Source organism: Streptomyces sp. NPDC050806, from assembly GCF_055586425.1.
On the sequence record NZ_JBVJIF010000008.1, the window covers coordinates 437871 to 462338 of the forward strand.

Annotated in this window: 21 protein-coding genes; 10 read left to right on the forward strand and 11 right to left on the reverse strand. The window is 71.9% G+C overall.

What is annotated here, in order from left to right; translation table 11 throughout:
- Positions 1-30: 30 nt before the first annotated feature.
- A complete protein-coding gene (locus ACZ6WH_RS26790) occupies positions 31-762 on the reverse strand; it encodes an alpha/beta hydrolase (RefSeq protein WP_432855518.1) in 732 nt (243 codons plus the stop codon).
- A 170-nt stretch (positions 763-932) separates the two neighbouring features.
- Here ACZ6WH_RS26790 and ACZ6WH_RS26795 point away from each other — a divergent pair, with 170 nt between their 5' ends.
- From ACZ6WH_RS26795 to ACZ6WH_RS26805, 3 genes are all read left to right on the forward strand, one after another.
- The gene (locus ACZ6WH_RS26795; RefSeq protein ID WP_469731244.1) at positions 933-2729 is read left to right on the forward strand and encodes an ABC-F family ATP-binding cassette domain-containing protein; all 1797 of its coding nucleotides are present in this window, start codon (positions 933-935) and stop codon (positions 2727-2729) included.
- Positions 2730-2984: 255 nt separating this feature from the next.
- Complete coding sequence (locus tag ACZ6WH_RS26800; RefSeq protein ID WP_469731246.1) at positions 2985-4868, forward strand: outer membrane protein assembly factor BamB family protein; 1884 nt, start codon at positions 2985-2987, stop codon at positions 4866-4868.
- A 324-nt stretch (positions 4869-5192) separates the two neighbouring features.
- Complete coding sequence (locus tag ACZ6WH_RS26805; RefSeq protein WP_346098096.1) at positions 5193-5900, forward strand: helix-turn-helix transcriptional regulator; 708 nt, start codon at positions 5193-5195, stop codon at positions 5898-5900.
- Between the two features lie 12 nt (positions 5901-5912).
- Here the strand turns inward: ACZ6WH_RS26805 and ACZ6WH_RS26810 are convergent, their stop codons facing one another.
- Positions 5913-6224, reverse strand: a complete 312-nt coding sequence (locus ACZ6WH_RS26810; protein ID WP_361558747.1) for a hypothetical protein — start codon at positions 6222-6224, stop codon at positions 5913-5915.
- 20 nt (positions 6225-6244) lie between these two features.
- The gene (locus ACZ6WH_RS26815; RefSeq protein ID WP_399709189.1) at positions 6245-7915 is read right to left on the reverse strand and encodes a sodium:solute symporter family protein; all 1671 of its coding nucleotides are present in this window, start codon (positions 7913-7915) and stop codon (positions 6245-6247) included.
- 266 nt (positions 7916-8181) lie between these two features.
- On the opposite strand from ACZ6WH_RS26815, the gene galT reads away from it, so the two are divergent.
- The 4 genes from galT to ACZ6WH_RS26835 all read left to right on the forward strand — a co-directional run bounded on the left by galT (position 8182) and on the right by ACZ6WH_RS26835 (position 12608).
- Positions 8182-9228 carry a galactose-1-phosphate uridylyltransferase gene (gene galT, locus ACZ6WH_RS26820; protein WP_469731249.1) on the forward strand — a complete coding sequence of 349 codons (1047 nt, stop codon included), beginning with the start codon at positions 8182-8184 and terminating at the stop codon, positions 9226-9228.
- Positions 9225-10190: a UDP-glucose 4-epimerase GalE gene (gene galE, locus ACZ6WH_RS26825; protein WP_469731251.1), complete on the forward strand. Its 966-nt coding sequence runs from the start codon at positions 9225-9227 to the stop codon at positions 10188-10190. The genes galT and galE overlap by 4 nt, the downstream gene beginning before the upstream one ends.
- Positions 10191-10205: 15 nt before the next feature.
- Complete coding sequence (gene galK / locus ACZ6WH_RS26830) at positions 10206-11378, forward strand: galactokinase (protein ID WP_469731253.1); 1173 nt, start codon at positions 10206-10208, stop codon at positions 11376-11378.
- Between the two features lie 423 nt (positions 11379-11801).
- Positions 11802-12608, forward strand: coding sequence for a response regulator transcription factor (locus tag ACZ6WH_RS26835; RefSeq protein ID WP_361558762.1), 807 nt, complete (start codon positions 11802-11804; stop codon positions 12606-12608).
- Between the two features lie 127 nt (positions 12609-12735).
- Here the strand turns inward: ACZ6WH_RS26835 and ACZ6WH_RS26840 are convergent, their stop codons facing one another.
- The 3 genes from ACZ6WH_RS26840 to tamR form a co-directional block, all read right to left on the reverse strand.
- On the reverse strand, positions 12736-14745 hold the full coding sequence (locus ACZ6WH_RS26840; RefSeq protein WP_469731255.1) for a beta-galactosidase: 2010 nt from the start codon (positions 14743-14745) through the stop codon (positions 12736-12738).
- 86 nt (positions 14746-14831) lie between these two features.
- Positions 14832-15614, reverse strand: coding sequence for an SDR family NAD(P)-dependent oxidoreductase (locus ACZ6WH_RS26845; protein ID WP_469731257.1), 783 nt, complete (start codon positions 15612-15614; stop codon positions 14832-14834).
- A gap of 119 nt (positions 15615-15733) precedes the next feature.
- Positions 15734-16231, reverse strand: coding sequence for a MarR family transcriptional regulator TamR (gene tamR, locus ACZ6WH_RS26850; protein WP_351597033.1), 498 nt, complete (start codon positions 16229-16231; stop codon positions 15734-15736).
- Between the two features lie 131 nt (positions 16232-16362).
- Here tamR and ACZ6WH_RS26855 point away from each other — a divergent pair, with 131 nt between their 5' ends.
- Together ACZ6WH_RS26855 and ACZ6WH_RS26860 are read left to right on the forward strand one after the other, a co-directional pair.
- A complete protein-coding gene (locus ACZ6WH_RS26855; RefSeq protein ID WP_469731259.1) occupies positions 16363-17187 on the forward strand; it encodes a trans-aconitate 2-methyltransferase in 825 nt (274 codons plus the stop codon).
- 3 nt (positions 17188-17190) lie between these two features.
- The gene (locus ACZ6WH_RS26860; protein ID WP_469731261.1) at positions 17191-17553 is read left to right on the forward strand and encodes a VOC family protein; all 363 of its coding nucleotides are present in this window, start codon (positions 17191-17193) and stop codon (positions 17551-17553) included.
- A 69-nt stretch (positions 17554-17622) separates the two neighbouring features.
- Here ACZ6WH_RS26860 and ACZ6WH_RS26865 read toward each other — a convergent pair whose 3' ends face one another.
- Both ACZ6WH_RS26865 and ACZ6WH_RS26870 read right to left on the reverse strand, forming a co-directional pair.
- The gene (locus tag ACZ6WH_RS26865) at positions 17623-18309 is read right to left on the reverse strand and encodes a TetR/AcrR family transcriptional regulator (protein WP_469731263.1); all 687 of its coding nucleotides are present in this window, start codon (positions 18307-18309) and stop codon (positions 17623-17625) included.
- A gap of 22 nt (positions 18310-18331) precedes the next feature.
- Entirely contained in the window at positions 18332-19324 is a 993-nt protein-coding gene (locus tag ACZ6WH_RS26870) for an acyl-CoA desaturase (protein WP_469731265.1), read from the reverse strand.
- A gap of 343 nt (positions 19325-19667) precedes the next feature.
- Between ACZ6WH_RS26870 and ppc the strand changes: the two genes are divergently transcribed.
- Positions 19668-22355, forward strand: coding sequence for a phosphoenolpyruvate carboxylase (gene ppc / locus ACZ6WH_RS26875; RefSeq protein WP_469731404.1), 2688 nt, complete (start codon positions 19668-19670; stop codon positions 22353-22355).
- A 72-nt stretch (positions 22356-22427) separates the two neighbouring features.
- Here ppc and ACZ6WH_RS26880 read toward each other — a convergent pair whose 3' ends face one another.
- The 3 genes from ACZ6WH_RS26880 to ACZ6WH_RS26890 form a co-directional block, all read right to left on the reverse strand.
- Complete coding sequence (locus ACZ6WH_RS26880; protein ID WP_432855485.1) at positions 22428-22949, reverse strand: hypothetical protein; 522 nt, start codon at positions 22947-22949, stop codon at positions 22428-22430.
- A gap of 81 nt (positions 22950-23030) precedes the next feature.
- On the reverse strand, positions 23031-23624 hold the full coding sequence (gene pth / locus ACZ6WH_RS26885) for an aminoacyl-tRNA hydrolase (RefSeq protein ID WP_469731268.1): 594 nt from the start codon (positions 23622-23624) through the stop codon (positions 23031-23033).
- A 117-nt stretch (positions 23625-23741) separates the two neighbouring features.
- Entirely contained in the window at positions 23742-24335 is a 594-nt protein-coding gene (locus tag ACZ6WH_RS26890; protein WP_432855479.1) for a 50S ribosomal protein L25/general stress protein Ctc, read from the reverse strand.
- Between the last annotated feature and the right edge of the window lie 133 nt (positions 24336-24468).

Genomic DNA, 24468 nt, shown 5'->3' on the forward strand with positions numbered 1-24468 from the left:
CCGCGCCGGGAGCCGGCCGGCCGCGCGTCCTCAGCCCGCGGCGCCGACGATGACCTCGGCGGCGCGGCGGCCGGCCCGGAGCACGTCCTCGTCGGTCGCCGCGACGCAGCGGTTCACGGCCGGGTCGTACGCGGTCATGATCACCCCGGCGTGGTCCGCCGGGCACTCGTCGAGCGTGCCCGGCAGCTCCCGCGCGCGCAGCGCCTCCGCCAGGTCGCGGGAGTGCTGCGCGGGCACCACGGGGTCCGTGCTGCCGTGCACGAGATGGACGGGGACGGCCGGGGCCGCGCCCGCGGCGATCCGCTCCAGCGCGGCCGCCCCGCCGAACCGGTCCGGTATGTCGAACCGGCCCGCCACGCCGACCACCGCCGAGGGCCGCCAGCCGCCGACGGCGTCCGGGTCCAGCGCGGCGCCGACCGCGGAGGTGGCGCCGGTCGACCAGCCGGCCAGCACGGTCCGCTCCGGGTCCGCGCCGTGCACGGCCGCCCGCTCGCGCACGTACGCCAGCGACTCCAGCAGGTGCGTACGGCCCCGGTCCTCGGCGTCCGGGCGCCAGTCCGGGACGAACACCACTGCGCCCAGGGCCGCGGCCGTACGGGCCAGCGGCGCCAGGACGTCCCGCTCGTCCGGGCCGATGCCGTGCCACAGCAGGACGGCGGGGGGCGGAACCGCGGCCCCGGCCGGCCGGTACACGTCCAGGAGCTTGCCGCTCGGCCCGTAGGGCAGCCCGTGTTCGACATCCACTTCGAGATCCACTGTCATAGCGCGACGCTAGCAAGGCCCCAGGTCGCGACGGCGGGCGGCCGGGAGCCGACGATGCCGGACCCGGACCGCCGGGTGCCGTCGTGCGCTACCACCACGGACGTGATGCGGGTGTGCACCGCGGGCCGGACTAGGCTGGAAGGCCGACCGATGCGAAGCGCAGGAGTGAGATGGCCGCGAACCTCGTCAATCTGGAAGCCGTCAGCAAGGCGTACGCACTGCGCTCGCTGCTCGACGGCGTCTCCCTCGGCGTCAACGAGGGAGACCGGATCGGCGTCGTCGGCCGAAATGGTGACGGCAAGACGACCCTGATCCGGATCCTCGCCCAGCTGGAGTCCCCGGACAACGGGCGCGTCACGCACGTGAACGGGCTGCGCCTCGGTGTGCTGACCCAGCACGACTCGCTCGACCCGGAGGCCACCGTCCGGCACGAGGTGATCGGCGACCTCGCCGACCACGAGTGGGCGGGCAACGCCAAGATCCGCGACGTGCTGACGGGGCTCTTCGGCGGCCTGGACCTGCCCGGCTTCCCGCAGGGCCTGGACACCGTCATCGGCCCGCTCTCCGGCGGCGAGCGGCGCCGCATCGCGCTCGCCAAGCTGCTGATCGCCGAGCAGGACCTGATCGTCCTCGACGAGCCGACCAACCACCTGGACGTCGAGGGCATCTCCTGGCTCGCGCGGCACCTCCGGGCGCGGCGCTCCGCGCTCGTCGTCGTCACCCACGACCGCTGGTTCCTGGACCAGGTCTGTACGCGCATGTGGGACGTGCAGCGCGGTGACGTGCACGAGTACGAGGGCGGCTACAGCGACTACGTGTTCGCCCGCGCCGAGCGGGAGCGGATCGCCGCCTCCGAGGAGGCCAAGCGGCAGAACCTCATGCGCAAGGAGCTGGCCTGGCTGCGGCGCGGCGCCCCGGCGCGCACGAGCAAGCCGCGCTTCCGCATCGAGGCCGCCAACGAGCTGATCGCGGACGTGCCGCCGCCGCGGGACAACGCCGAGCTGATGAAGTTCGCCGGCTCCCGGCTGGGCAAGACCGTCTTCGACCTGGAGGACGTGACCGTACAGGCCGGGCCCAAGGTGCTGCTCAAGCACCTCACCTGGCAGCTCGGCCCCGGCGACCGGGTCGGCCTGGTGGGCGTCAACGGCGCGGGCAAGACCTCTCTGCTGCGGGCGCTGGCCGACGCGGCGCGCACCGAGGGCGAGGCACAGCCCGCCGCCGGGAAGATCATCGTCGGGAAGACGGTGAAGCTGGCCTACCTCTCGCAGGAGGTCGGCGAGCTGAGCCCCGCGCTGCGGGTCCTGGAGGCCGTGCAGCAGGTGCGGGAGCGGGTGGACCTCGGCAAGGGCCGGGAGATGACCGCAGGGCAGCTGTGCGAGAAGTTCGGCTTCACGAAGGAGAAGCAGTGGACGCCGGTCGGCGACCTCTCCGGCGGTGAGCGGCGCCGGCTCCAGATCCTGCGGCTGCTGATGGACGAGCCGAACGTGCTCTTCCTCGACGAGCCGACCAACGACCTGGACATCGAGACGCTCACGCAGCTGGAGGACCTGCTCGACGGCTGGCCCGGCTCGCTCGTCGTCATCAGCCACGACCGGTACTTCGTCGAGCGGACCACGGACCGGGTGTTCGCGCTGCTGGGCGACGCGACGCTGCGGATGCTGCCGCGCGGCCTGGACGAGTACATCGAGCGGCGGGAGCGGATGGCGCAGGCCGCGGCGCCGGCACCGGCGGCCGCCGCGCCCAAGCAGAAGTCCGCTGCGGTGGACCGCGCGACGCAGAAGGAGCTCCAGAAGATCGAGCGGCAGCTGGACAAGATCGGTACGAAGGAGGCGAAGCTGCACGCGCAGATCGCCGAGAACGCCACCGACTTCGCCAAGGTCGCCGAACTGGACGCGCAGCTGCGGGAGCTGTCGGACGAGAAGGACGAGCTGGAGATGCGCTGGCTGGAGCTGGCGGAGGACGCGTAGCGGCCTGTGCGGCCCGGGACGGCGGCGTGCGTAACGGGTGCGTCGCGGGAGTGTCCCGGGCCGGTCTCGCCCCTCTGACGGCGGCGTACCGCGCCGGTGCGGTGTCGGTGCCGAGTGGTACAAAGAACTCCCGCTCAACTGCCGTTAATTGCCGCGCCTTATGTCTGATTCACTCCATCCTGGGGGGCTTTGCCGCTCGGGATTGCGGGGGAGGCCGATTCGGAGCCATGGGCCGGCGTGAAGAGGTAACGCCCGATGACCCAGCCGCCGCAGCCGCCACCACCGCCCGGTCAGCCACCGTCCGGCGGCTTCGGCGCGCCCAAGGATCCTTCGTACGGCTACCCGCAGCAGCCCGGCCAGCAGCCGCCGCAGCCGCCGAACCAGCCGCCCCAGGCCCCGCCGCAGCCGCCCCATGCCCCGGCTCAGCCGCCGCAGGCTCCCCCGCCGCCTCCGGGACAGCCCCCGCAGGGGCCGGCCGGTGGTGCGTACGGCTACCCCCAGGCGCCGCAGGCCCCCGGCCAGCCGCAGGGCCCGCCGCCCGGCCCGTACGGCGCGCAGCCCGGGTACGGGTACCCGGCCCCGGGCCAGCCCGGTCAGCCCGGTCCGTACGGCAACGCCTACGCGCCCACCGCGCCGTACCCGGGCGGTCCCGTGCCGCCGCGGAGCGGCGGCGATCCGAAGCGCACCCGCATCATGATCGTCGTCGCGGCGGTGGTCGCGGTCGCGCTGATCGTGGGTGGCGGCGTGTGGTTCGCCAACAGCAAGGGCGGTGACGAGCCGGGGCCGGACGCCAAGGGCTCCAGCCAGGGCTCCGACGGCGGCTCGCAGGGCGGGGACGGCCCGGTGGCCCTCAAGGGCGGCAAGGTCGCGCTGAACCCGGAGACCAAGCCCGCCGGGTCCACCGGCAAGCTGCTGTTCAACGTCCCGGTGCCCCCGCCGGAGAAGTCCGTGGTGCAGCTGAACGGCGCCTGGGCGACGGAGAAGACCTACGCCAAGGTCGGCAAGGCCGAGATCATCGGCTACGACCTGGATGCGAAGAAGCCGAAGTACAAGCTCCCGATGGACGGCATCATCTGCGGCTCCTCGCCGTACGCCACCGAGGAGGGCAAGGCCGCGGTCGTCTTCGAGGCCGGCCCGCGCAAGGGCGAGACCTCGCGGGAGCCCTGCAGCCAGATGGCGCTGCTGGACATCGACACCGGCAAGTTCGACTGGCAGAAGACGATGCCGGGCGGCCGGCAGGCCTCCAGCATCGGCATGGGCGTCACCTTCAGCGAGGGTGCGGTCGTCGCCTCCTGGCCGGGCAACGGCGAGGTCGCGTACGACATCTCCGGCAAGGAGCTGTGGCACCGGCGCGACAACGGGAACGACGCCTCGATGCAGTGCCTGGACCGGGGCATCGGCGGCGGCAAGAAGCTGGTCGCGATCGTGCGCTGCGGTGAGTACGGCTCCCAGACCACCCAGGTTCAGCAGATCGACCCGGCCACCGGCAAGCCCAAGTGGACGTACGACGCACCCAAGGGCGTGAAGAGTGCCGAGGTGGTGTCCACCAACGGCCCGGTCGTGGTCGGCATCTCCGCGGGGGAGTCCGGTATCACGGACATGGTCGTCATCGACGACTCCGGCAAGCAGCAGGCACAGATCTCCCTGCAGGACGACAAGTACAAGCCCAACTGCGGCATCACCGGCGGCGTGGAGCGGTGCGTCACGGCGACCGCGGACGACAAGTACCTCTACCTGCCGTCCAAGTCGCACGACGCGGTGGGCGGCCGCTCCTTCTCCCAGCAGAACGAGATCGTCGCCTTCGACCTGAAGACCGGCTCCGCGACCTGGAAGGTTCCCTCGGAGGTCGACCAGGAGATCGTGCCGATCCGGATGGCCGGCGACAAGCTCATCGCCTACCAGGACGGTTACAGCGACAAGGGCGGCCAGGTCGTCAGCATCGACCCGGCGGACGAGGGGAAGAAGACGGTCTTCCTCAACCTCCCGAAGGAGACCGCCGACGCGGCCCGCAGCCTGCGCCCGGGCATGACCCGCGCGGTGTACGAGCACGGCCGGCTGTTCCTGAACCAGGACATCATGTCCGGCACGAAGTACGGCCTGGGCGACGACAAGTACCTGGGCCTGGCCTTCGGCAGCTGAGCGACCCGCAGGCCCACGGCCTGTCCCGGCGGCCCCGCCCTACGAACCGTAGGGCGGGGCCGCCGTCGTACCGGGGGTAGCGGGGGCGCCGGCGTCGGGCGGGGCGCGATCCGGCGGGTGGCCGTACCGACCGCGTACGCCTCCGGACGGAAATGATCGGCACCGGACGGCAAGTGGCCCAGAATGGCCGGGATTTCAGCATTCCAACGGGCTTCTGCCCGGTAGGGGGCGCACGATGTCGAACAAGCGTGTAGCTTCCGGATGCAAAGGGGCCCGGCGAAGGGCCGGGGGGCTGGGATCGCCGGGGAATGGGGGGGTTGCTGAATGGGCGTGCGGCTCATGGTGGTCGACGACCACCGCCTGCTCGCCGAGGCGCTCGCCTCGGCACTGAAGTTGCGCGGGCACAGGGTGCTCGCGGCGGCCGCGCCGAGTGCCGGGGCGGCGGATCTGGTGGTGAGCAGAGCGCCGGAAGTGTGCCTCATGGGGACGGCAGCGCCCGCCGAGCCCGGGGTGTTCGACCCGGTGGTACGCATCAAGAAGGAGCGGCCCCAGGTGGCCGTCGTGGTGCTCGGCCCGGTGCCGAACCCGCGCGGCATCGCCGCGGCGTTCGCCGCCGGCGCTTCCGGTTACGTCCGCCACGACGAGCGGATCGAGGGCGTGGAGCGGGCGATGATGAAGGCCAGGGCGGGCGAGGCGGCGATCGCCCCGGCCCTGCTCCAGCAGGCCTTCGAGGAGCTGCTGCACCCGGCTGCCCAGCCCGACGACGAGGGTGCCCGGCTGCTGCAGATGCTGACCCCGCGCGAGGTGGAGGTGCTGGTCAGGGTCGCGGAGGGCGAGGACACCCGGCTCATCGCGGCCGGCATGGGCATCGCGCCGAGCACCGCCCGTACGCACGTGCAGCGGGTGCTGATGAAGCTGGGCGTGGGCTCGCGGCTGGAGGCGGCGGCGCTGGCGGCCCGTACGGGGCTGCTGGACCGGGCCGCGGTCAGCAACGCGAACGCGGCGGGGCCGCAGCAGGCCCCGCCGCAGTGATCGCGCGCCGGGTCAGTCCGTCGTACCGCTCGCAGCGCCGTCCGTGGCGCCGGTCTCCTCGACGGCCGGTGCCTCGGCGGGACGCAGCTTCATCCACAGCAGGAAGACCACGCCGAGGATCAGCATGCCGAGGCCGGTCCAGAGGTTGATGTTGATGTCCTGGGCCTTCTTCAGGTCCGCGTCGGACGCGGTGAGGCCGGCGATCGTGACGATCACGCCGTAGAGGACGAAGAGTCCGCCGATGATGCGGCGTACGTCGAAGAGCCGGGCCGCCGTCGCGGACTTGCGCTCCAGCTCCTCGACCTCGTGCTGGTAGTCACTCATGGTGTGTGCTCCTGTGGGCCTCAGAAGGAGAAGGGGATGTAGCAGAGGGCGGCGAGGACGACCGCGCCCCAGCCCAGCAGGGCCGGCTTGCGGTACCAGGCGTCGTCACCCTCGGCGGGCAGCTCCTCCATGCCGGGCGAGCGGGTGCCGTAGACCAGGCCGGCCAGCGACTCCGCGGACTTGGGCTTGGTCACCAGGGTGATCACGAACATCACCACCGCGCCGACGACGAACGCCACGATCGAGGAGACGAAGTTGGCGCCCTGGTCGGAGGGGATCGCGATGATGCCCTGCTTGTAGAACCAGAAGTAGTTGACCATGGCGGCCACGGTGCCGGAGAGCAGGCCCCAGAAACCGGCGGCGGCGCTGGTGCGCTTCCAGAACATGCCGATGATGAACACCACGAACAGCGGGACGTTGAAGAACGAGAACAGCGTCTGCAGGTAGTTCATGATGTTGCTGAAGCTGGAGGCGATGAACGCCGTGCCCATGCCGATCAGCACGCCGACCGCGGTGACCACCCGGCCGGTCTTCAGGTAGTACGCGTCCTCGCGGCCCTTCTTCAGGTACGCCGCCCAGATGTCGTTGGTGAAGACCGTGTTGAACGAGGAGACGTTGGCGGCCATACCGGCCATGAACGCGGCGAGCAGACCGGTCACCGCGATGCCCAGCACGCCGTTCGGCAGCAGGTCGCGCATGAGGACCGGGATGGCGTCGTTGTACTGGAGGCCGTCCTTGGTCTTGCCCAGCGAGGGCTCCATGACCAGCGCGATCAGGCCGGGCACGACCACGACCAGCGGGATGAAGATCTTGGGGAAGGCGGCGATCAGCGGGGTGCGCTTGGCGGCCGAGAGGTTCTTCGCGGACAGCGCGCGCTGCACCTCGGCGAAGTTGGTGGTCCAGTAGCCGAAGCTCATCACGAAGCCGAGGCCGAGCACGATGGTCAGCCAGTTGGCGCCGAGCGGGTTGGACTCGCCGATGCCGGTGCCGCCCCAGGCGGTGAGGAAGTCACCACCGTGGCTGTCCGTCAGGCTGCCGGTCAGGCCGTCCCAGCCGCCGACGCGCTTGAGGCCGACGATGGTCAGCGGGATCAGCGCGGCGAGGATGACGAAGAACTGCAGGACCTCGTTGTAGATCGCGGAGGACAGGCCGCCGATGGTGATGTACGCGAGGACGAAGAAGCCGGCGACGACGATCGCCACCCACTCCGGCCAGCCCAGCAGCGCCTCCAGCACGATCGCCATCGCGTAGAGGTTCACGCCCGCGATCAGCACGGACGAGACCGCGAAGATGATCGAGGACAGCAGGTGGGAGGACGGCCCGAAGCGGTGCAGCAGGAACTCCGGTACGGAGCGGACCTTGGAGCCGTAGTAGAAGGGCATCATCACCAGGCCGAGGAAGACCATGGCGGGGATGGCGCCGATCCAGTACCAGTGCACGGTGTACGCGCCGTACTGCGCGCCGTTGGCGGCCATGCCGAGGATCTCGGTGGCGCCGAGGTTGGCGGCGACGAACGCGAGGCCGGTGACCCAGGCGGGCAGTGACCGGCCGGACAGGAAGAAGTCCAGGCTGGTCTTCACGCTGCGTTTGGCGGCGAAGCCGATACCCAGGACGACGGCGAAATAGATCGCCAGGATGGTGTAGTCGAGCCCGTTCGTCGGGAGGCGTAGCCCTTCGGCCAACGTGATCATGGGTGCTCCGGGGGTCTGGGGGCAGCGCCCCCAGAAACTGCCGTTGGTGCGGGGCGCCCTTGCCGTGAACGCTCAGAAAGCTACGCTCGGCTCCTCGGAAACTGAACACTTTTGTTTGTTTTGTTTGTTGGATCGTGATCGAGTCACCCGATCAAGTGACGCTGCGTGCCTGGCAAGCGGCGTACGGTCGACGCGTTGACGGATCTGTTGGCTCATGGTTCATTATGTTTGTTTGTGTTTGGTCGTCGGCTCGGCGAGGAGCATCAGTGAAGAAGACGTCCACGCGGCTCGCGGACGGCCGGGAACTCATCTACTACGACTCCCGGGACGACGCCGTGCGCGACGCCGTCGACCAGCGCCCCCTGCCGCGGGTCACCACCGCCTCCGAGATCCGCCACGACCGCCTCCTCGGCGACTCGGTGGCCGTCGCCTCGCACCGCCAGGGCCGCACCTACCACCCGCCGGCCGACGAGTGCCCGCTCTGCCCCTCGCGGGACGGCCGGCTCTCGGAGATCCCCGCCGCCGACTACGACGTCGCCGTCTTCGAGAACCGCTTCCCCTCGCTCGCCGGCGGCACCGGCCGCTGCGAGGTCGTCTGCTTCACCTCCGACCACCACGCCTCCTTCGCCGACCTCACCGAGGAGCAGGCGGCGCTGGTCCTGGAGGCCTGGACGGACCGGACCGCCGAGCTCACCCAGCTGCCGGACGTCGAGCAGGTCTTCTGCTTCGAGAACCGCGGCGCCGAGATCGGCGTGACCCTCGGCCACCCGCACGGGCAGATCTACGCGTATCCCTTCGTGACCCCCCGTACCGAGCGGATGCTCGCCTCGGCCGAAGCGCACCGGGAGCGCACCGGCGGCCGCAACCTCTTCGACGACGTCGTCGCCGACGAGCTCGCCGACGGCAGCCGTGTCGTCCTGAAGAGCGAGCACTGGGTCGCCTTCGTGCCGTACGCGGCGCACTGGCCGTACGAGGTGCACCTCTACCCCCGCCGCCGCGTCCCCGACCTGCTCGCCCTCGACGAGGACGCGCGCACAGAGTTCCCACAGCTGTACCTGGAAGTCTTGCGACGGTTCGACCGGATCTTCGGAGCGGGGGAGCCGCCGACGCCGTACATCGCCGCGTGGCACCAGGCGCCGGTGCGCGCCCCGCACCGTGCGGACTTCGCTCTCCATCTGGAGCTCTTCACCATCCGACGCACTCCCGGCAAGCTGAAGTTTCTCGCGGGTTCCGAATCCGGCATGAATGTGTTCATCAACGATGTGCCGCCGGAAGCCGCGGCGCAGCGACTGCGAGAGGTAGCGAGCGCGTGAGCAAGAAGTACCTGGTGACCGGCGGAGCGGGATACGTCGGCAGCGTCGTGGCGGCCCACCTGCTGGAGGCCGGCCACGAGGTCGTCGTCCTGGACGACCTGTCCACCGGCCACCGCGAGGGCGTCCCCGCGGGCGCCGAGTTCATCGAGGGACGGGTCCAGGACGCCGGCAAGTGGCTGGACCGCTCCTTCGACGGCGTGCTGCACTTCGCCGCGTTCTCGCAGGTCGGCGAGTCCGTCGTGGACCCGGAGAAGTACTGGCGCAACAACGTCGGCGGCACCATGGACCTGCTCGCCGCGATGCGCGTCGCGGGCGTGCGCACCCTGGTGTTCTCCTCCACCGCCGCGACCTACGGCGAGCCCGTGAACACCCCCATCACGGAGACCGACCCCACGGCCCCCACCTCCCCGTACGGCGCCTCGAAGCTCGCCGTCGACCACATGATCAGCGGCGAGTGCGCGGCGCACGGCCTGGCCGCGGTGTCGCTGCGGTACTTCAACGTGGCCGGCGCGTACGGCGACTGCGGCGAGCGGCACGACCCCGAGTCGCACCTCATCCCGCTCGTCCTCCAGGTCGCCCAGGGCCGCCGGGAGCACATCTCCGTCTTCGGCGACGACTACCCGACGCCGGACGGCACCTGCATCCGCGACTACATCCACGTCGCCGATCTCGCCGACGCGCACCTCCTGGCCCTGGACGCGGCGACCGCCGGGGAACACCTGATCTGCAACCTCGGCAACGGCAACGGCTTCTCCGTGCGCGAGGTCATCGAGACCGTCCGCCAGGTCACCGGCCACCCGGTCCCCGAGGTCGTGGCCCCGCGCCGCGGCGGCGACCCGGCGGTCCTGGTCGCCTCGGCGCGGACGGCGACCGAGCGGCTGGGCTGGCGGCCGCGCCGCGCGGACCTGTCGGGCATCGTGGCCGACGCCTGGGCGTTCGCCCAGAAGATCCAGCAGCAATAGGACGAAGGAGTCCGGGTGACAGACACGCAGCACGGCGCGGCCCGCACGGCCGCCGCCTTCCGCGAGGTGTTCGGGACCGCCCCCGCGGGGACATGGGCCGCTCCCGGGCGGGTCAACCTCATCGGTGAGCACACCGATTACAACGACGGCTTCGTGATGCCGCTGGCCCTGCCGCACACCACGATCGCCGCCGCGGCGCCCCGCACCGACGGCGTGCTGCGCCTGCACTCCGGCAACGTCCGGGGCGGCATCGTGGAGCTGCGTACGGAGGCGCTGAAACCCGCGTCCGACGGCGGCTGGGCGGCCTACCCGGCCGGCGTGCTGTGGGCGATGAGGGAGGCCGGGCTGCCCGTCGGCGGCGGCGCCGACCTGCACTTCGACTCCGTCGTGCCCACCGGCGCCGGACTCTCCTCCTCGGCGGCCCTGGAGGTCGCCACCGCCCTGGCGCTGAACGACCTGTACGGCCTGGACCTGGACGGGCAGGAGCTGGCCCGGCTCGCGCAGCGGGCCGAGAACGCCTTCGTCGGCGTGCCCTGCGGGATCATGGACCAGACCGCCTCGGCGTGCTGCACCGAGGGCCACGCCCTCCTGCTGGACACCCGCGACCTCACCCGCCGCCAGGTCCCCTTCGACCTCGCGGCGGCCGGACTCCGTCTGCTGGTCGTCGACACCCGCGTCCAGCACGAACTGGGGGACGGGGCCTACGCCGAACGCCGCGCCGGCTGTGAGCGGGCCGCGCGCACACTCGGCGTACGCGCCCTGCGTGATGTGGCGTACGGCGATCTCGCGCAGACGCTGGAGTCACTGGCGGACGAGACGGCCGTGCGACCCCTGGTACGGCACATCGTGACCGAGAACCGGCGGGTGGAGGACGTCATGGCGCGCCTCGACGCGGGTGACCCGCGCGGCATCGGCCCGCTGCTGACCGCCGGGCACGCCTCGCTCCGCGACGACTTCGCCGTCTCCTGCGCCGAGCTGGACCTCGTGGTCGACGCCGCGAACCGGGCCGGGGCGCTGGGCGCGCGGATGACCGGCGGCGGCTTCGGCGGGTCGGCGATCGTGCTGGTGGAAGAGGTGACGGCGGACGACGTCGGCAAGGCCGTCACCGAGGCGTTCGCGGCGGCCGGGTACGCCGCGCCGCGGATCTTCCCCGCCGTGCCGAGCGCGGGGGCCCGGCGGCTGGCGTGACGGACGCGGCGGCGGGGGCACGGGCGCCCGTCACCGCACACCCGTGATCCCCTGTCAGCCGGTATCCGTGACTGGCCGAGAGCCCCGCCGGCATCCGGCGGTAACCGGTCGGAATGAGCCGATCACCGGGTACTGGCGCCCCGTGGTGAGCCGACTGCCCCACCCTGAACACATGGGTCGGGCAGTTTTGCCAATCGGCTTCCGTTGCCGGACCCCGTACGTACGCTGAACAGAGCACCGGTGGGGGCCGGTGCCGATCAGGGGGCGAGCTGGACCCTCCCCGCCGAACGCGGCGCGGGGAGGAGGGTACGGCGCCCGGGGTGGGACAAGCGGTGCAGCACGGCGGCGGCCGTGCCGCTGCGGCGTCCCCGCCGCGGGCGCGCGTACCCATTCCTGCCCGTTCCCCGAGACAGGGGGTCCTCAGTGCAACGCATCCGGGTCTTGGTGGTCGACGACCACCGCATCTTTGCCGAGTCCCTGGCGGCCGCCCTCGCGGCCGAACAGGACGTGGACGTGGCGGCGGCCGGGAGCGGACCGGCGGCCCTGCGCAGTCTGGAGCGAGCGGCCTCCGAGGGCCGGCGCTTCGACGTCATGCTCGTCGACGCCGACCTCGGCGCGGCCGTCGCGCCGCTCGCGGCGGTCCCCATGCGGCCCCAGGTGCCGCGGGACGGCGCGTCCGACGGCGCGCCCGTGGACGGCATCTCGCTGGTCACCTCGGTCCGCACCACCCATCCGATGGTCCGTGCCGTGGTGCTCGCGGAGAAGGACGACCCGCGCAGGGCCGCTGCCGCGCTCCAGGCGGGGGCCGGCGGCTGGGTCGCCAAGGACTGCTCGCTCTCCCGCCTGCTGGCCGTGATCCGCGGCGTGCTGCGGGACGAGACGCACCTCCCGCCCGCGCTCCTGACGGGCGTGCTGCGGGAGCTGACGGCGGCGCGCAAGCACCGCACCGAGAGCGAGCGGCTGGTGGAGTCGCTTACCCCGCGCGAGCGCGAGGTGCTGCGCTGCATGGTCGCGGGGCTCGGCCGCAAGGCGGTCGCGGAACGGCTGTTCCTCTCCCCGCACACGGTCCGCACCCACATGCAGAACGTGCTGGGCAAGCTCGGCGTGCACTCCACGCTCGCGGCGGTGGCGCTGGCGCGCCGGGCCGGGGTGGGGCCGGTCGAGCTGGAGCCGCCCCCGTCGTCCCCGGCGGCGCAGCCGGTGCCGACGGCGTCGGTGTCGGTCCCGTGACGGGCGCGAGGGCCGCCGGCCGCCGCACCCCGGCCGGTACGGCCGCCGGCGGCCGGTGCGGTGGCCCGGCCGCCGGCAGACCCTGACCGCCCCGCGCCCGGGCCTTGCCCCCGGGCGCGGGCGCCGCTCAGGAGCCGGCCTGCGGGCCGGGCTCCGTCAGGACGGCCACGCCGCGGGCCGGCAGGGTGAGGTGATGCACGGTCGCCGCCCGCGGCGCGGCCTGCGCCAGCGCGTCGGTCATCGGCCCCGGCAGCGGTACGTCGGCCGGCTCCTGCCCGTGGTTGAGCAGGAAGAGGTACCGCGCGCGGGCCCCGGAGCGCACGGCCGCCTGCACACCGGACGGCAGCCCCGGCAGGACGGGCGTGACACCCGCCGCCTCCCGTACGTCGTCCACCAGGGAGCGCATCAGGCCCGGGTCGGGGCGGGTCGCCACGTACCAGGCGGTGCCCCGGCCGTAGGAGTGGCGGGTGATCGCGGGCCGCAGCGCCGGGTCCTCGCCGACGAAGTCGACGACGGAGCCGGCGCCTTCGAGGACGATGTCCTCGGCCCAGAGGTCGGCGCGGCCCGAGTACCGCCCGCGCAGCAGCAGCCTGGCGCCCTCGTCCAGCGGCCGGAACTCTTCCACCCACAGCCCCAGCAGCTCGCGGAGCGGCGCCGGATACCCGCCGGGGTGCACCCGGTCGTGCGCGTCGACGATGCCGGAGAAGAACGACACCAGTACGTGCCCGCCGCCGTGCACGTACGCGGCCAGCCGCTCGGCGTCCTCGGTGCGCAGCAGGTAGAGGTTGGGGACGACGACCAGGCGGTAGCCGGTCAGGTCCCGGTCGGGCGGGACGATGTCGCAGGCGACGCCCGCCTCGAACAGCGGGCGGTAGTGGGCCAGCGCCCGCTCCGGGGCCTCCAGCGCCGTGGAGGGGCGGGAGTCCAGCTCCAGGGCGCGCCGGCTGTCCCAGTCGGCGAGCAGCGCCACCTGCGCCTCGGAGCGGGTGCCCTCGATGCCCGGTACGGCGGCCAGCTCCCGCCCCAGCTCGGTGACCTCGCGGAAGACGCGGGTGTCGGTGCCGCCGTGCGGGACCATCGCGGAGTGGTACTTCTCGGCGCCGCCGAGCGACTGCCGCCACTGGAAGAACAGCACCGCGTCGGCGCCCTGGGCGACGGCCTGCCAGCTCCACAGCCGCATCGCGCCGGGCGGCTTGGGGCCGTTGCGGGGGCGCCAGTTGACGGCGCTGGGGGCCTGTTCGAGGAGCAGCCAGGGCTGTCCTCCGCGGGCCGAGCGCATCAGGTCGAAGTTGTAGCCGGCGCGGACGTGGTCGTCGGGGACGTGCGGGTCCTGGTAGAAGTCCAGCGCCATGACGTCCATGTCGCGGGCCCAGGCGAAGGCGTCTACGGGCTTGTGGTCCGGCATGAGGTTGGTGGTGACGGGCACGTCCGGTGTGACGCGGTTCAGCACCTCCTTCTCGGCCAGGTAGCAGGCGCGCAGCGCGTCGTCGCTGAAGCGGAGGTAGTCCAGCTGCTGCGCCGGGTTGGCGGAGGTGGGCGCGGCGCGCGGCGGCAGCACTTCCTCGAAGTCGCCGTAGCCCTGTGACCAGAAGGCGGTGGACCAGGCGTCGTTGAGCGCCTCGACGGTCCCGTACCGCTCGCGCAGCCAGCGGCGGAAGTCGCGGGCCGAGACGTCGCAGTAGCACTGCCGGGTGTGGCAGCCGTACTCGTTGCCGATGTGCCACAGGGCGAGCGCGGGGTGCCCGGCGTAGCGGTGGGCGAGACGTTCGGCGAGGCGGACGGCGTGTTCGCGGTAGACCGGGCTGGAGGGGCAGTAGTGCTGGCGGGCGCCCGGCCAGCGCCGGGTGCCGTCGGCGTCCTCGGGGAGGATCTCGGGGTACCGGTGGGCGAGCCAGGGCGGCGGTGAGGCGGTCATGGTGGCCAGGCAGACCGCGACGCCGGCCTGGTCCAGGCCGTCCATGACGCGGTCGAACCAGCCGAAGTCGTAGGTGCCCGGCCGGGGTTCGACCCGGGCCCAGGAGAAGATCCCGGCGGTCACCATCGTGACGTGCGCCTGTTTCATGAGGACGAGGTCCTCGGCCCGTACGTCCTCGGGCCACTGCTCGGGGTTGTAGTCCCCGCCGTACCGGATTCCCATCGCGCGGTCCCCCCTGGGGGCTTGTCGGGTCGCGTGGTCGCTGCGGTGCTGCCGGCCGCGTGCTCGTCGTGGCCGGCCGTGGCTGGTCAGGAGGAGTTCTTCAGGACGCTCCAGCCGCCGTCGACGACGAGGCTCGCGCCGGTGACGAAGGAGGCGTCCGGGGAGAGCAGGAAGGCGATCGTGGCGGCGATCTCCTCGGGCCGGCCCAGCCGCGCGGCCGCGGTCTCGGCCGCGGTGGCCCGCCGGTCCTCCTCGGCGATGCCTTCCCAGGCCGGGGTGAGGACGGGGCCGGGCAGCACGGAGTTCACCCGTACGTCGGGGCCGTACTCGACGGCCAGCTGGCGGGCGAGGCCGGTCAGGCCCGCCTTGGAGGCGGCGTACGCGGGCCGGCCCGGCAGCCCGACCAGGGCGTGCACGGAGGAGGTGAGCACCACGGCGCCCTGCCGTTCCCGCAGGTCGTCCAGGGCGGCCCGGACGCCGAGGAAGGCGCCGGTGAGGTTGACGGCGAGCTGGTGGTCCCAGTCGGCGCGCGGGGTGCGGTCGGCGGGCGCGGCGTAGTGGGTGAAGGCGTTGGAGACCAGGCCGTCGACCGGCCCGTAGCGGCCCCTGGCCGCGGCCACGGCGCGCTGCCAGGCGGCCTCGTCGGTGACGTCGCAGCGCTCGTAGGAGGCGGTGCCGCCGGCGGCGCGGATGCGGCGCGCGGTGCGCTCGCCGCGCTCGTCGTCGATGTCGAGGAGGAGGACGCCGGCGCCCTCGGCGGCCAGCCGGTCGGCGGTGGCGGCGCCGATCCCGGAGGCGGCGCCGGTGACGAGGTACGTACGGCCGTGGAACCGATGCGCCGTGGCCGGCGCATCACGCTGGTGGCTCATGGCCGCGATCCAAGTCCACGGGGGCCCTCCGGGCAAGGGGGCGTACTCCATGCGGCCCGGTCGCCGGGCGCGGCGCCGTTGTGGCTGGTCGCGCAGTTCCCCGCGCCCCTGACGGGGCGCTAGCCCGGGATGTTGTCGAACGGGGCCGTCAACTGCCGCAGCAGGCCCGCCAGTTCACCGCGCTCCGCGCGGGACAGCTCGGCCAGGATCGCCCGCTCCTGGGTGAGCAGCCCGGCCAGCGACTGATCGGCGCGGTCGCGTCCTTCCGCGGTGAGCCGGACGAGGACGCCGCGCCGGTCGCTGGGGTCCGGCAGCCGTTCGACGAGGCCCTTCTTGGCGAGCCGGTCGATACGATTGGTCATGGTGCCGGAGGTGACCAGGGTCTGCGTGAGCAGTTGGCCGGGGGAGAGCTGGTACGGCGAGCCGGCCCGGCGCAGCGCGGTGAGGACGTCGAACTCCCAGGGTTCGAGGCCCACCTCGGAGAAGGCCAGCCGCCGCGCGCGGTCGAGATGCCGGGCGAGCCGGCTGACGCGGCTGAGCACCTCGAGTGGTTCCACATCGAGGTCGGGGCGCTCGCGGCGCCATGCAGCGACCAGTCGGTCGACCTCGTCCTCCATGTCGATCAGTGTAGTGGTTGTGTCGACGTGAAGTCTCTTGACGTCAAGATATATTTTCCTGGACGATTGGGCAGCGTCGGCAGCAGTTCCTGCTCCACCGGCACTGGCCCGATCAGCAGAGGGGTTCGACCATGCACGACACGCACGTTGCGCCGACCTGGGACCCACAGCAGTATCTCCGCCACGCGACCCACCGCACCCGCCCGTTCCTGGACCTGCTCGCCCGCATCCCCGACCTGCCCGCCGCACGCCGCCCGCGCATCGCCGACCTGGGCTGCGGCCCCGGCAACGTCACGGCCCTGATAGCCGACCGCTGGCCCGACGCGCACATCACCGGCTTCGACAGCTCCGCCGACATGCTGGCCAGGGCCCGGTCCTACGAGGGCCCCACGCCGGGCGGCGGGCTGCTGGACTTCGCCCCCGCCGACGCCGCCACCTGGACCCCCGACGAACCCTTCGACCTCATCGTCTCCAACGCGGCACTGCAGTGGGTCCCCGGCCACGCCGAGTCCTTCGGTCCCTGGATCGACTCCCTCACCCCCGGCGGCACCCTCGCCTTCCAGGTCCCCGGCAACTTCACCTCGCCCAGCCACGCCCTCCTCGGCGACCTGTGCGACACCCCTCGGTGGCGGGCCCGACTGGGAGACCAGGGGCGGCGCTTCGTGCACGTACTGGAGCCGGAGGAGTACCTGAAGCGGCTGATCGACCTGGGCTGCGCGGCGGACACCTGGGAGACCACGTACGTGCAAGTCCTGCGGGGCGAGGACCCGGTGCTGGACTGGGTGAAGGGGACCGCCCTGCGTCCCGTCCTCACGGAGCTGGAGGACGACCCCGAGGCCCGCGAGGAGTTCCTCGACCAGTACCGCGACCTGCTGCGCAAGGCTTATCCGGCGGGGCCGCACGGCACCGTCTTCCCCTTCCGGCGGATCTTCGCCGTGGCACGCAAGGAGATATAGCGGATGATCACCGGCCTCGACCACGTCCAGCTCGCGGCGCCGCCCGGCTCCGAGCGCACGCTGACCGCGTTCTACGAGGGAGTCTTGGGCATGGTCCAGGTGCCCAAGCCGACTGCTCTCGTCGCACGTGGAGGCTGCTGGTTCGAGGCCGGTACGGTCCGTCTCCACCTCGGCGTCGAGGCCGGCTTCCGGCCCGCGGCCAAGGCCCACCCCGGCATCCTCGTCACGGACATCGACGCCTTCGCCGCCCGGCTCGCCGCGCACGGCGCGGACGTCACCTGGGACGACGCTCTGCCGGGCCACCGTCGTTTCCACTCCCACGACCCGGTCGGCAACCGACTGGAATTCCTCGAACCCCTGTGCTGACGCGGCGCATCTGAAGCCCTCTGCGCCGCTCACTCTTTCGGGTGAACTTTGGGGCGGATGTGGCCCCGCTCACGCCTTGCGGTGGCCTATCAGCCGCGGCTTCGGCTCCAGCCCGTCCAGGCCGTGCCAGGCGAGGTTCACCAGGTGCGCCGCCACTTCCGCTTTCTTCGGCTTGCGGACGTCCAGCCACCACTGGCCGGTCAGCGCGACCATGCCGACCAGCGCCTGCGCGTACAGCGGCGCCAGCTTCGGTTCAAACCCCCGCGCCTTGAACTCCAGGCCCAGGATGTCCTCGACCTGCGTCGCGATGTCACTGATCAGCGAGGCGAACGTGCCCGTCGACTGGGCCACGGGGGAGTCCCGCACCAGGATGCGGAAGCCGTCGGTGTAGGACTCGATGTAGTCCAGCAGCGCGAACGCCGCCTGCTCCAGCAGCTCGCGCGGGTGCCCCGCGGTCAGGGCACCCGTCACCATGTCCAGCAGCCGCCGCATCTCCCGGTCCACGACGACCGCGTACAGCCCTTCCTTGCCGCCGAAGTGCTCGTAGACCACCGGCTTGGACACCCCGGCCTTCGCCGCGATCTCCTCCACCGACGTGCCCTCGAAGCCGCGCTCGGCGAACACCGTGCGCCCGATGTCCAGCAGCTGCTCACGGCGCTCCTTGCCCGTCATGCGGACCCGCCGCGCGCGCCGCGCGCCCGCACCGGAAGACGCCTTGTCCTTGCTGCCACTCACGCTGCTGCCATCGATCGCCACCTGACAATCATGCCTCCCCCGGCTACGACCGGGCTGCGCCCCCCGGCGCGGTCTTCTCCTGGCGGCGGGAGTCGAGCCGGGATGCGTTCGGCCAGCGCACGTCGTACGCCCAGCCCAGCCGCTCGAACCAGCTGATCAGCCGCGCGCTGGAGTCCAGCTGCCCCTTCAGTACGCCGTGCCGCGCACAGGTCGGGTCGGCGTGGTGCAGGTTGTGCCAGGACTCACCGCAGGACAGGATCGCCAGCCACCAGACGTTGCCCGAGCGGTCCCGCGACTTGAAGGGCCGCTTGCCCACCGCGTGGCAGATGGAGTTGATCGACCACGTGACGTGGTGCAGCAGCGCCACCCGCACCAGCGAGCCCCAGAAGAACGCGGTGAACGCGCCCCACCACGACATCGTCACCAGCCCGCCGACCAGCGGCGGGATCAGCAGCGAGACGGACGTCCACAGGACGAACTGGCGGGAGATCGCGCGGATCGCCGGGTCCTTGATCAGATCCGGCGCGTACTTGTGCTGCGGCGTCTGCTCCTCGTCGAACATCCACGCCATGTGCGCCCACCACAGGCCCTTCAGCAGGGCCGGCACGGTCTCGCCGTAACGCCACGGCGAGTGCGGGTCACCCTCGGCGTCGGAGAACTTGTGGTGCCTGCGGTGGTCCGCGACCCACCGCACCAGCGGGCCCTCCACCGCGAGCGACCCCATGATCGCCAGTGCGATGCGCAGCGGCCGCTTCGCCTTGAACGACCCGTGGGTGAAGTAGCGATGGAAACCGATCGTGATGCCGTGGCAGCCGATGAAGTACATCGCCACCAGCAGCCCCAGATCGAGCCAGCTCACGCCCCAGCCCCAGGCCAGCGGAACCGCGGCCACCAGGGCCAGGAACGGCACGGTGATGAACAGCAGCAGCGTGATCTGTTCGACGGAACGTTTGCTGTCGCTACCCAGCGTCGCGGAGGGCAGTGGGGTATCGGCGGACTTGACGGTTTTCTCGACGACTTCGGGGCCAGCGGTCATGTGTGTCCCTCGCTGGGGTCGGAGGCAGGGCTACGGTTCCGTAACCTACGGTCTCGTAAGTATGGCAGTGCCGCCACACCGTACAAGGGTGTGACCGGCCCGACAGCCCCTCTCACAGAGCGGACGGTGTGACCGCCCGAAAAGCGGAGATCTATTCTTGAGGCGTCGGACAGCGCGGTCCGCAACCCGCCACCAGGGAGTGTCCACACGACACTCACCAGCCCAGACGTGCTCAACACTGCAAGGAGCCGCACCTGTGAGCAGTGCCGACATCTCCACCGACGCCGCCCAGCAGGCCCCCCACTCCGGGGCCCCCGACACGGCGGAAGCCGGCAACGGCGCCCTGCGCGCCGACATCCGCCGCCTCGGCGATCTGCTCGGCGAGACCCTCGTACGCCAGGAGGGGCCCGAGCTCCTCGATCTGGTGGAGCGGGTACGCGCATTGACGCGGACCGACGGCGAGGCCGCCGCTGAGCTCCTCGGTGACACCGACCTGATCACCGCCACCAAGCTCGTACGGGCCTTCTCCACGTATTTCCACCTCGCGAACGTCACCGAGCAGGTGCACCGCGGACGCGAGCTGCGCGCCAAGCGCGCCGCCGAGGGCGGCATCCTCGCCCGCACCGCCGACATGCTCAAGGACGCCGACCCCGAGCACCTCCGCGAGACCGCGGCGCACCTCGCCGTGCGCCCCGTCTTCACGGCGCACCCCACCGAGGCCGCCCGCCGCTCCGTCCTCACCAAGCTCCGCAAGGTCGCCGAGCTGCTGGAGACCACCGAAGCCGGCGACCGCCGCCGCGCCGACCTCCGGCTGGCCGAGAACATCGACCTGATCTGGCAGACCGACGAGCTGCGCGTGGCGCGCCCGGAGCCCACCGACGAGGCCCGCAACGCCATCTACTACCTCGACGAGCTCGGCCGCGGCGCCGTCGGCGACGTCCTCGAGGACCTCGCCGCCGAGCTGGAGCGGGCCGGCGTCCAGCTCCCCGCCGGCACCCGCCCCCTCACCTTCGGCACCTGGATCGGCGGCGACCGCGACGGCAACCCCAACGTCACCCCCCAGGTGACCTGGGACGTCCTCATCCTCCAGCACGAGCACGGCATCACCGACGCGCTGGAGCACATCGACGAACTGCGCGGCGCGCTGTCGAACTCCATCCGCAACTGCGGCGCCACCGACGAGCTGCTCGCCTCCCTCCAGCAGGACCTGGACCTCCTCCCCGAGATCAGCCCCCGCTACAAGCGGCTGAACAGCGAGGAGCCCTACCGCCTCAAGGCGACCTGCATCCGCCAGAAGCTCGTCAACACCCGCGAGCGCCTGGCCAACGACACCCCGCACGTCGCCGGCCGCGACTACCTCGGTACCCGCGAGCTGATCGACGACCTCGCCCTCCTGCAGACCTCGCTGCGCGAGCACCGCGGCGGCCTCGTCGCCGACGGCCGCCTGGAGCGCACGATCCGGACGATCGCCGCGTTCGGCCTCCAGCTCGCCACCATGGACGTCCGCGAGCACGCCGACGCCCACCACCACGCCCTCGGCCAGCTCTTCGACCGCCTCGGCGAGGAGTCCTGGCGCTACGTGGACATGCCGCGCGACTACCGCCGCAAGCTGCTGGCCAAGGAGCTTCGCTCGCGCCGCCCGCTGGCCCCCAGCCCCGCCCCGCTGGACGCGGCCGGCGCCAAGACGCTCGGCGTCTTCGAAACGGTCCGCGAGGCCAAGGAGACCTTCGGCCCCGAGGTCATCGAGTCGTACATCATCTCCATGTGTGCCGGCTCCGACGACGTCTTCGCCGCCGCCGTCCTCGCCCGCGAAGCCGGCCTGATCGACCTGCACGCCGGCTGGGCCAAGGTCGGCATCGTGCCGCTCCTGGAGACCACCGACGAGCTGAAGATCGCGGACAAGCTCCTCGACGAGATGCTGTCCGACCCCTCCTACCGGCGCCTCGTCGCCCTGCGCGACGACGTCCAGGAGGTCATGCTCGGCTACTCCGACTCCTCCAAGTTCGGCGGCATCACCACCTCCCAGTGGGAGATCCACCGCGCCCAGCGCCTGCTCCGCGACGTCGCCCACCGGCACGGCGTACGGCTGCGCCTCTTCCACGGCCGCGGCGGCACCGTCGGCCGCGGCGGCGGCCCCTCCCACGACGCGATCCTCGCCCAGCCCTACGGCACCCTCGAAGGCGAGATCAAGGTCACCGAGCAGGGCGAGGTCATCTCCGACAAGTACCTCGTGCCGTCCCTGGCCCGCGAGAACCTGGAACTGACCGTCGCGGCCACCCTGCAGGCCTCCGCCCTGCACACCGCGCCGCGCCAGTCCGACGAGGCGCTGGCCCGCTGGGACGCCACGATGGAGACCGTCTCCGACGCCGCGCACGCCGCGTACCGCAAGCTCGTCGAGGACCCGGACCTGCCGACGTACTTCCTCGCCTCGACCCCCGTCGACCAGCTCGCCGACCTGCACCTGGGCTCGCGGCCCTCCCGCCGCCCCGGCTCGGGCGTCTCCCTCGACGGCCTCCGCGCCATCCCGTGGGTGTTCGGCTGGACCCAGTCCCGGCAGATCGTCCCCGGCTGGTTCGGCGTCGGCACCGGCCTCAAGGCCGCCCGCGAGGCCGGCCTGGACGCCGTCCTCGGCGAGATGCACGAGCACTGGCACTTCTTCCGCAACTTCCTGTCCAACGTCGAGATGACGCTGGCCAAGACCGACCTGCGGATCGCCCAGCACTACGTCGACACCCTCGTGCCCGACGAGCTCAAGCACGTCTTCGACGTGATCAAGGCCGAGCACGAGCTCACCGTCCAGGAAGTGCTCCGGGTCACCGGGGAGGCCGAGCTGCTGGAGTCCAACCCGGCCCTCCAGCAGACGTTCCGCATCCGCGACGCCTACCTGGACCCGATCTCCTACCTCCAGGTCTCCCTCCTCGCCCGCCAGCGCGAGGCCGCCGCGCGCGGCGAGGAAGCCGACCCGGTGCTGGGACGTGCGCTGCTCCTCACCGTGAACGGTGTGGCAGCGGGGCTGCGCAACACGGGCTGAGAATTGAGCCCGTCCGGCGATTGAGGACAAACAAGGGGCCGGCGCCCGGCGCCGGCCCCTTCGTCACCGCGACTACAGCGCGAAGAACGCCGCCACCAGCAACGCGGCCCCGGAAAAACCGACGGCCCACGCCGTCCTGCGCATGCGCAGGCCGCCCGCCACCACCAGCGACGCCAGCAGCAGCGCACCGCCCAGCGGCACCCACGCGTACAGGATCCCGCCCGGACCCGTACGCACCGCGCGGTCCGTGTCCGGCTCCACCGTGACCTCGACCCGCTGACCCTTCTCCGGCGCCGCCGTCTCCGCGAGCACGACCTTCGCCCGGCGCTGCCCGTCCCCGCCCGTCGGCACGTACGGACCCCAGCAGCGGTCGTCGTCGCATCCCGCGACCGTCATCGTGCCGCGCTCCTTGGCCTGCACGAGCATCGCGTACTGCGCCGTGTTCCACGACGTCCACGCGCCGGCCACCAGCAGCAGCAGCGCCAGCAGCGCCATCAGCGTGTTCTTCAGCACGAGCAGCAACCCGAAGGCGCTCTCGCCCGCCCGCCGGGTACGGCTGCGCTTCTTGGTCCCTGTCGTACCTGTCCTGGACATGGCGGTGATCCTTGGCCATGCGAGTACGCCCGGTCAACTCGATCAGAACGGTTCGTCAGACGTCGTCCCGCGCTGTCCCGCTCAGGAGTTGTAGGCGGATTGCGCCCGTTCCAACCCCTCTGTGACCAGCGCTTCCACCGCGTCCGCCGCACGGTCCACGAAGTAGTCCAGCTCCTTGCGCTCCGCCGACGAGAAGTCCTTCAGGACAAAGTCCGCGACCTGCATCCGCCCCGGCGGCCGCCCGATACCGAACCGCACACGGTGGTACTCCGCACCCATCGACTTCGTCATCGACTTCAGGCCGTTGTGCCCGTTGTCGCCACCGCCCAGCTTCAGCCGCAGCGCCCCGTAGCCGATGTCCAGCTCGTCATGGACCGCCACGATCCGCTCCACCGGGACCTTGTAGAAGTCCCGCAGCGCCGTGACCGGGCCACCCGACAGATTCATGTACGACGACGGCTTCGCCACCACCACCCGACGGCTCGCCGGCCCCGGCGGACCGATCCGGCCCTCGACCACCTGCGCCCGCGCCTTGTGCGCCTTGAACCGGCCGCCCATCCGCTCCGCCAGCAGATCGGCCACCATGAACCCCACGTTGTGCCGGTTACCGGCGTACTCGGGGCCCGGATTCCCCAGCCCCACCACCAGCCACGGCCCCGCCGCGCCCTCACTCACAGCTGCACTCCTGTACGTAAGAAAAACCGCCGCCCCGCTCGCAACGAACGGGACGGCGGCGGAAGAACCGGTGACGGCCTCCGTCGGAACGGACGGCCGTCAGAGGCGGTCCGAGGCTCAGGCCTCGGCGCCCTCCTCGGCCTCGGCCTCGTCCTCGGCGGGGGCCTCGGCCTGCGCGGCCACGACCTGCAGCACGATGGCGTCGTCCTCGACGTCCAGGGAGACACCCTTGGGCAGCTTGATGTCCTTCGCCAGGACCGACTGGCCGGCGTCCAGACCCGCGATGTCGGCGGTGACCGACTCGGGGATGTGGGTCGCCTCGGCCTGGACCGGCAGGGTGTTCAGGACGTGCTCCAGCAGGTTGCCGCCCGGGGCCAGCTCGCCCTCGGTGTGGATCGCCAGCTCGACGTTGACCTTCTCGCCGCGGCGGACCAGCAGCAGGTCGACGTGGTTGATGATGCCCATGCGGAGCGTGGCGCGCTGCACGTCCTTGGGGATCACCAGCTCCTGCTTGCCGTCGATGTCCAGGCTGATCAGGACGTTCGAGTTCTTCAGCGCCATCAGCGTGTCGTGGTGCGGCAGGGCCACGTGGCGCGGCTCGGAACCGTGACCGTAAACAACGGCGGGAACCTTGTCCTCACGACGCAGACGACGGGCGCTGCCCTTGCCGAACTCGGTACGCAGCTCGGCGGAAATCTTCACCTCGGCCATGGTGCACTCCTCGTAGTAATTCTCGCGGATCAGAGACCGTCACCCGGCCCACGACAGACCTGCTACGAAGAGCGCGTCGATAACGGAGCCCCGTACGTATGAGTACGGCCTCCCTCGCCGAGCAACTCGATGA

What these genes read in the sequence shown, in the direction of transcription:
- ACZ6WH_RS26790 (WP_432855518.1), bottom strand. Translation starts at nt 762, where the DNA reads ATGACAGTGGATCTCGAAGTGGATGTCGAACACGGGCTGCCCTACGGG.
- ACZ6WH_RS26795 (WP_469731244.1), top strand. Translation starts at nt 933, where the DNA reads ATGGCCGCGAACCTCGTCAATCTGGAAGCCGTCAGCAAGGCGTACGCA.
- ACZ6WH_RS26800 (WP_469731246.1), top strand. Translation starts at nt 2,985, where the DNA reads ATGACCCAGCCGCCGCAGCCGCCACCACCGCCCGGTCAGCCACCGTCC.
- ACZ6WH_RS26805 (WP_346098096.1), top strand. Translation starts at nt 5,193, where the DNA reads ATGGGCGTGCGGCTCATGGTGGTCGACGACCACCGCCTGCTCGCCGAG.
- ACZ6WH_RS26810 (WP_361558747.1), bottom strand. Translation starts at nt 6,224, where the DNA reads ATGAGTGACTACCAGCACGAGGTCGAGGAGCTGGAGCGCAAGTCCGCG.
- ACZ6WH_RS26815 (WP_399709189.1), bottom strand. Translation starts at nt 7,915, where the DNA reads ATGATCACGTTGGCCGAAGGGCTACGCCTCCCGACGAACGGGCTCGAC.
- ACZ6WH_RS26840 (WP_469731255.1), bottom strand. Translation starts at nt 14,745, where the DNA reads ATGGGAATCCGGTACGGCGGGGACTACAACCCCGAGCAGTGGCCCGAG.
- ACZ6WH_RS26845 (WP_469731257.1), bottom strand. Translation starts at nt 15,614, where the DNA reads ATGAGCCACCAGCGTGATGCGCCGGCCACGGCGCATCGGTTCCACGGC.
- tamR (WP_351597033.1), bottom strand. Translation starts at nt 16,231, where the DNA reads ATGGAGGACGAGGTCGACCGACTGGTCGCTGCATGGCGCCGCGAGCGC.
- ACZ6WH_RS26855 (WP_469731259.1), top strand. Translation starts at nt 16,363, where the DNA reads ATGCACGACACGCACGTTGCGCCGACCTGGGACCCACAGCAGTATCTC.
- ACZ6WH_RS26860 (WP_469731261.1), top strand. Translation starts at nt 17,191, where the DNA reads ATGATCACCGGCCTCGACCACGTCCAGCTCGCGGCGCCGCCCGGCTCC.
- ACZ6WH_RS26870 (WP_469731265.1), bottom strand. Translation starts at nt 19,324, where the DNA reads ATGACCGCTGGCCCCGAAGTCGTCGAGAAAACCGTCAAGTCCGCCGAT.
- ACZ6WH_RS26880 (WP_432855485.1), bottom strand. Translation starts at nt 22,949, where the DNA reads ATGTCCAGGACAGGTACGACAGGGACCAAGAAGCGCAGCCGTACCCGG.
- ACZ6WH_RS26890 (WP_432855479.1), bottom strand. Translation starts at nt 24,335, where the DNA reads ATGGCCGAGGTGAAGATTTCCGCCGAGCTGCGTACCGAGTTCGGCAAG.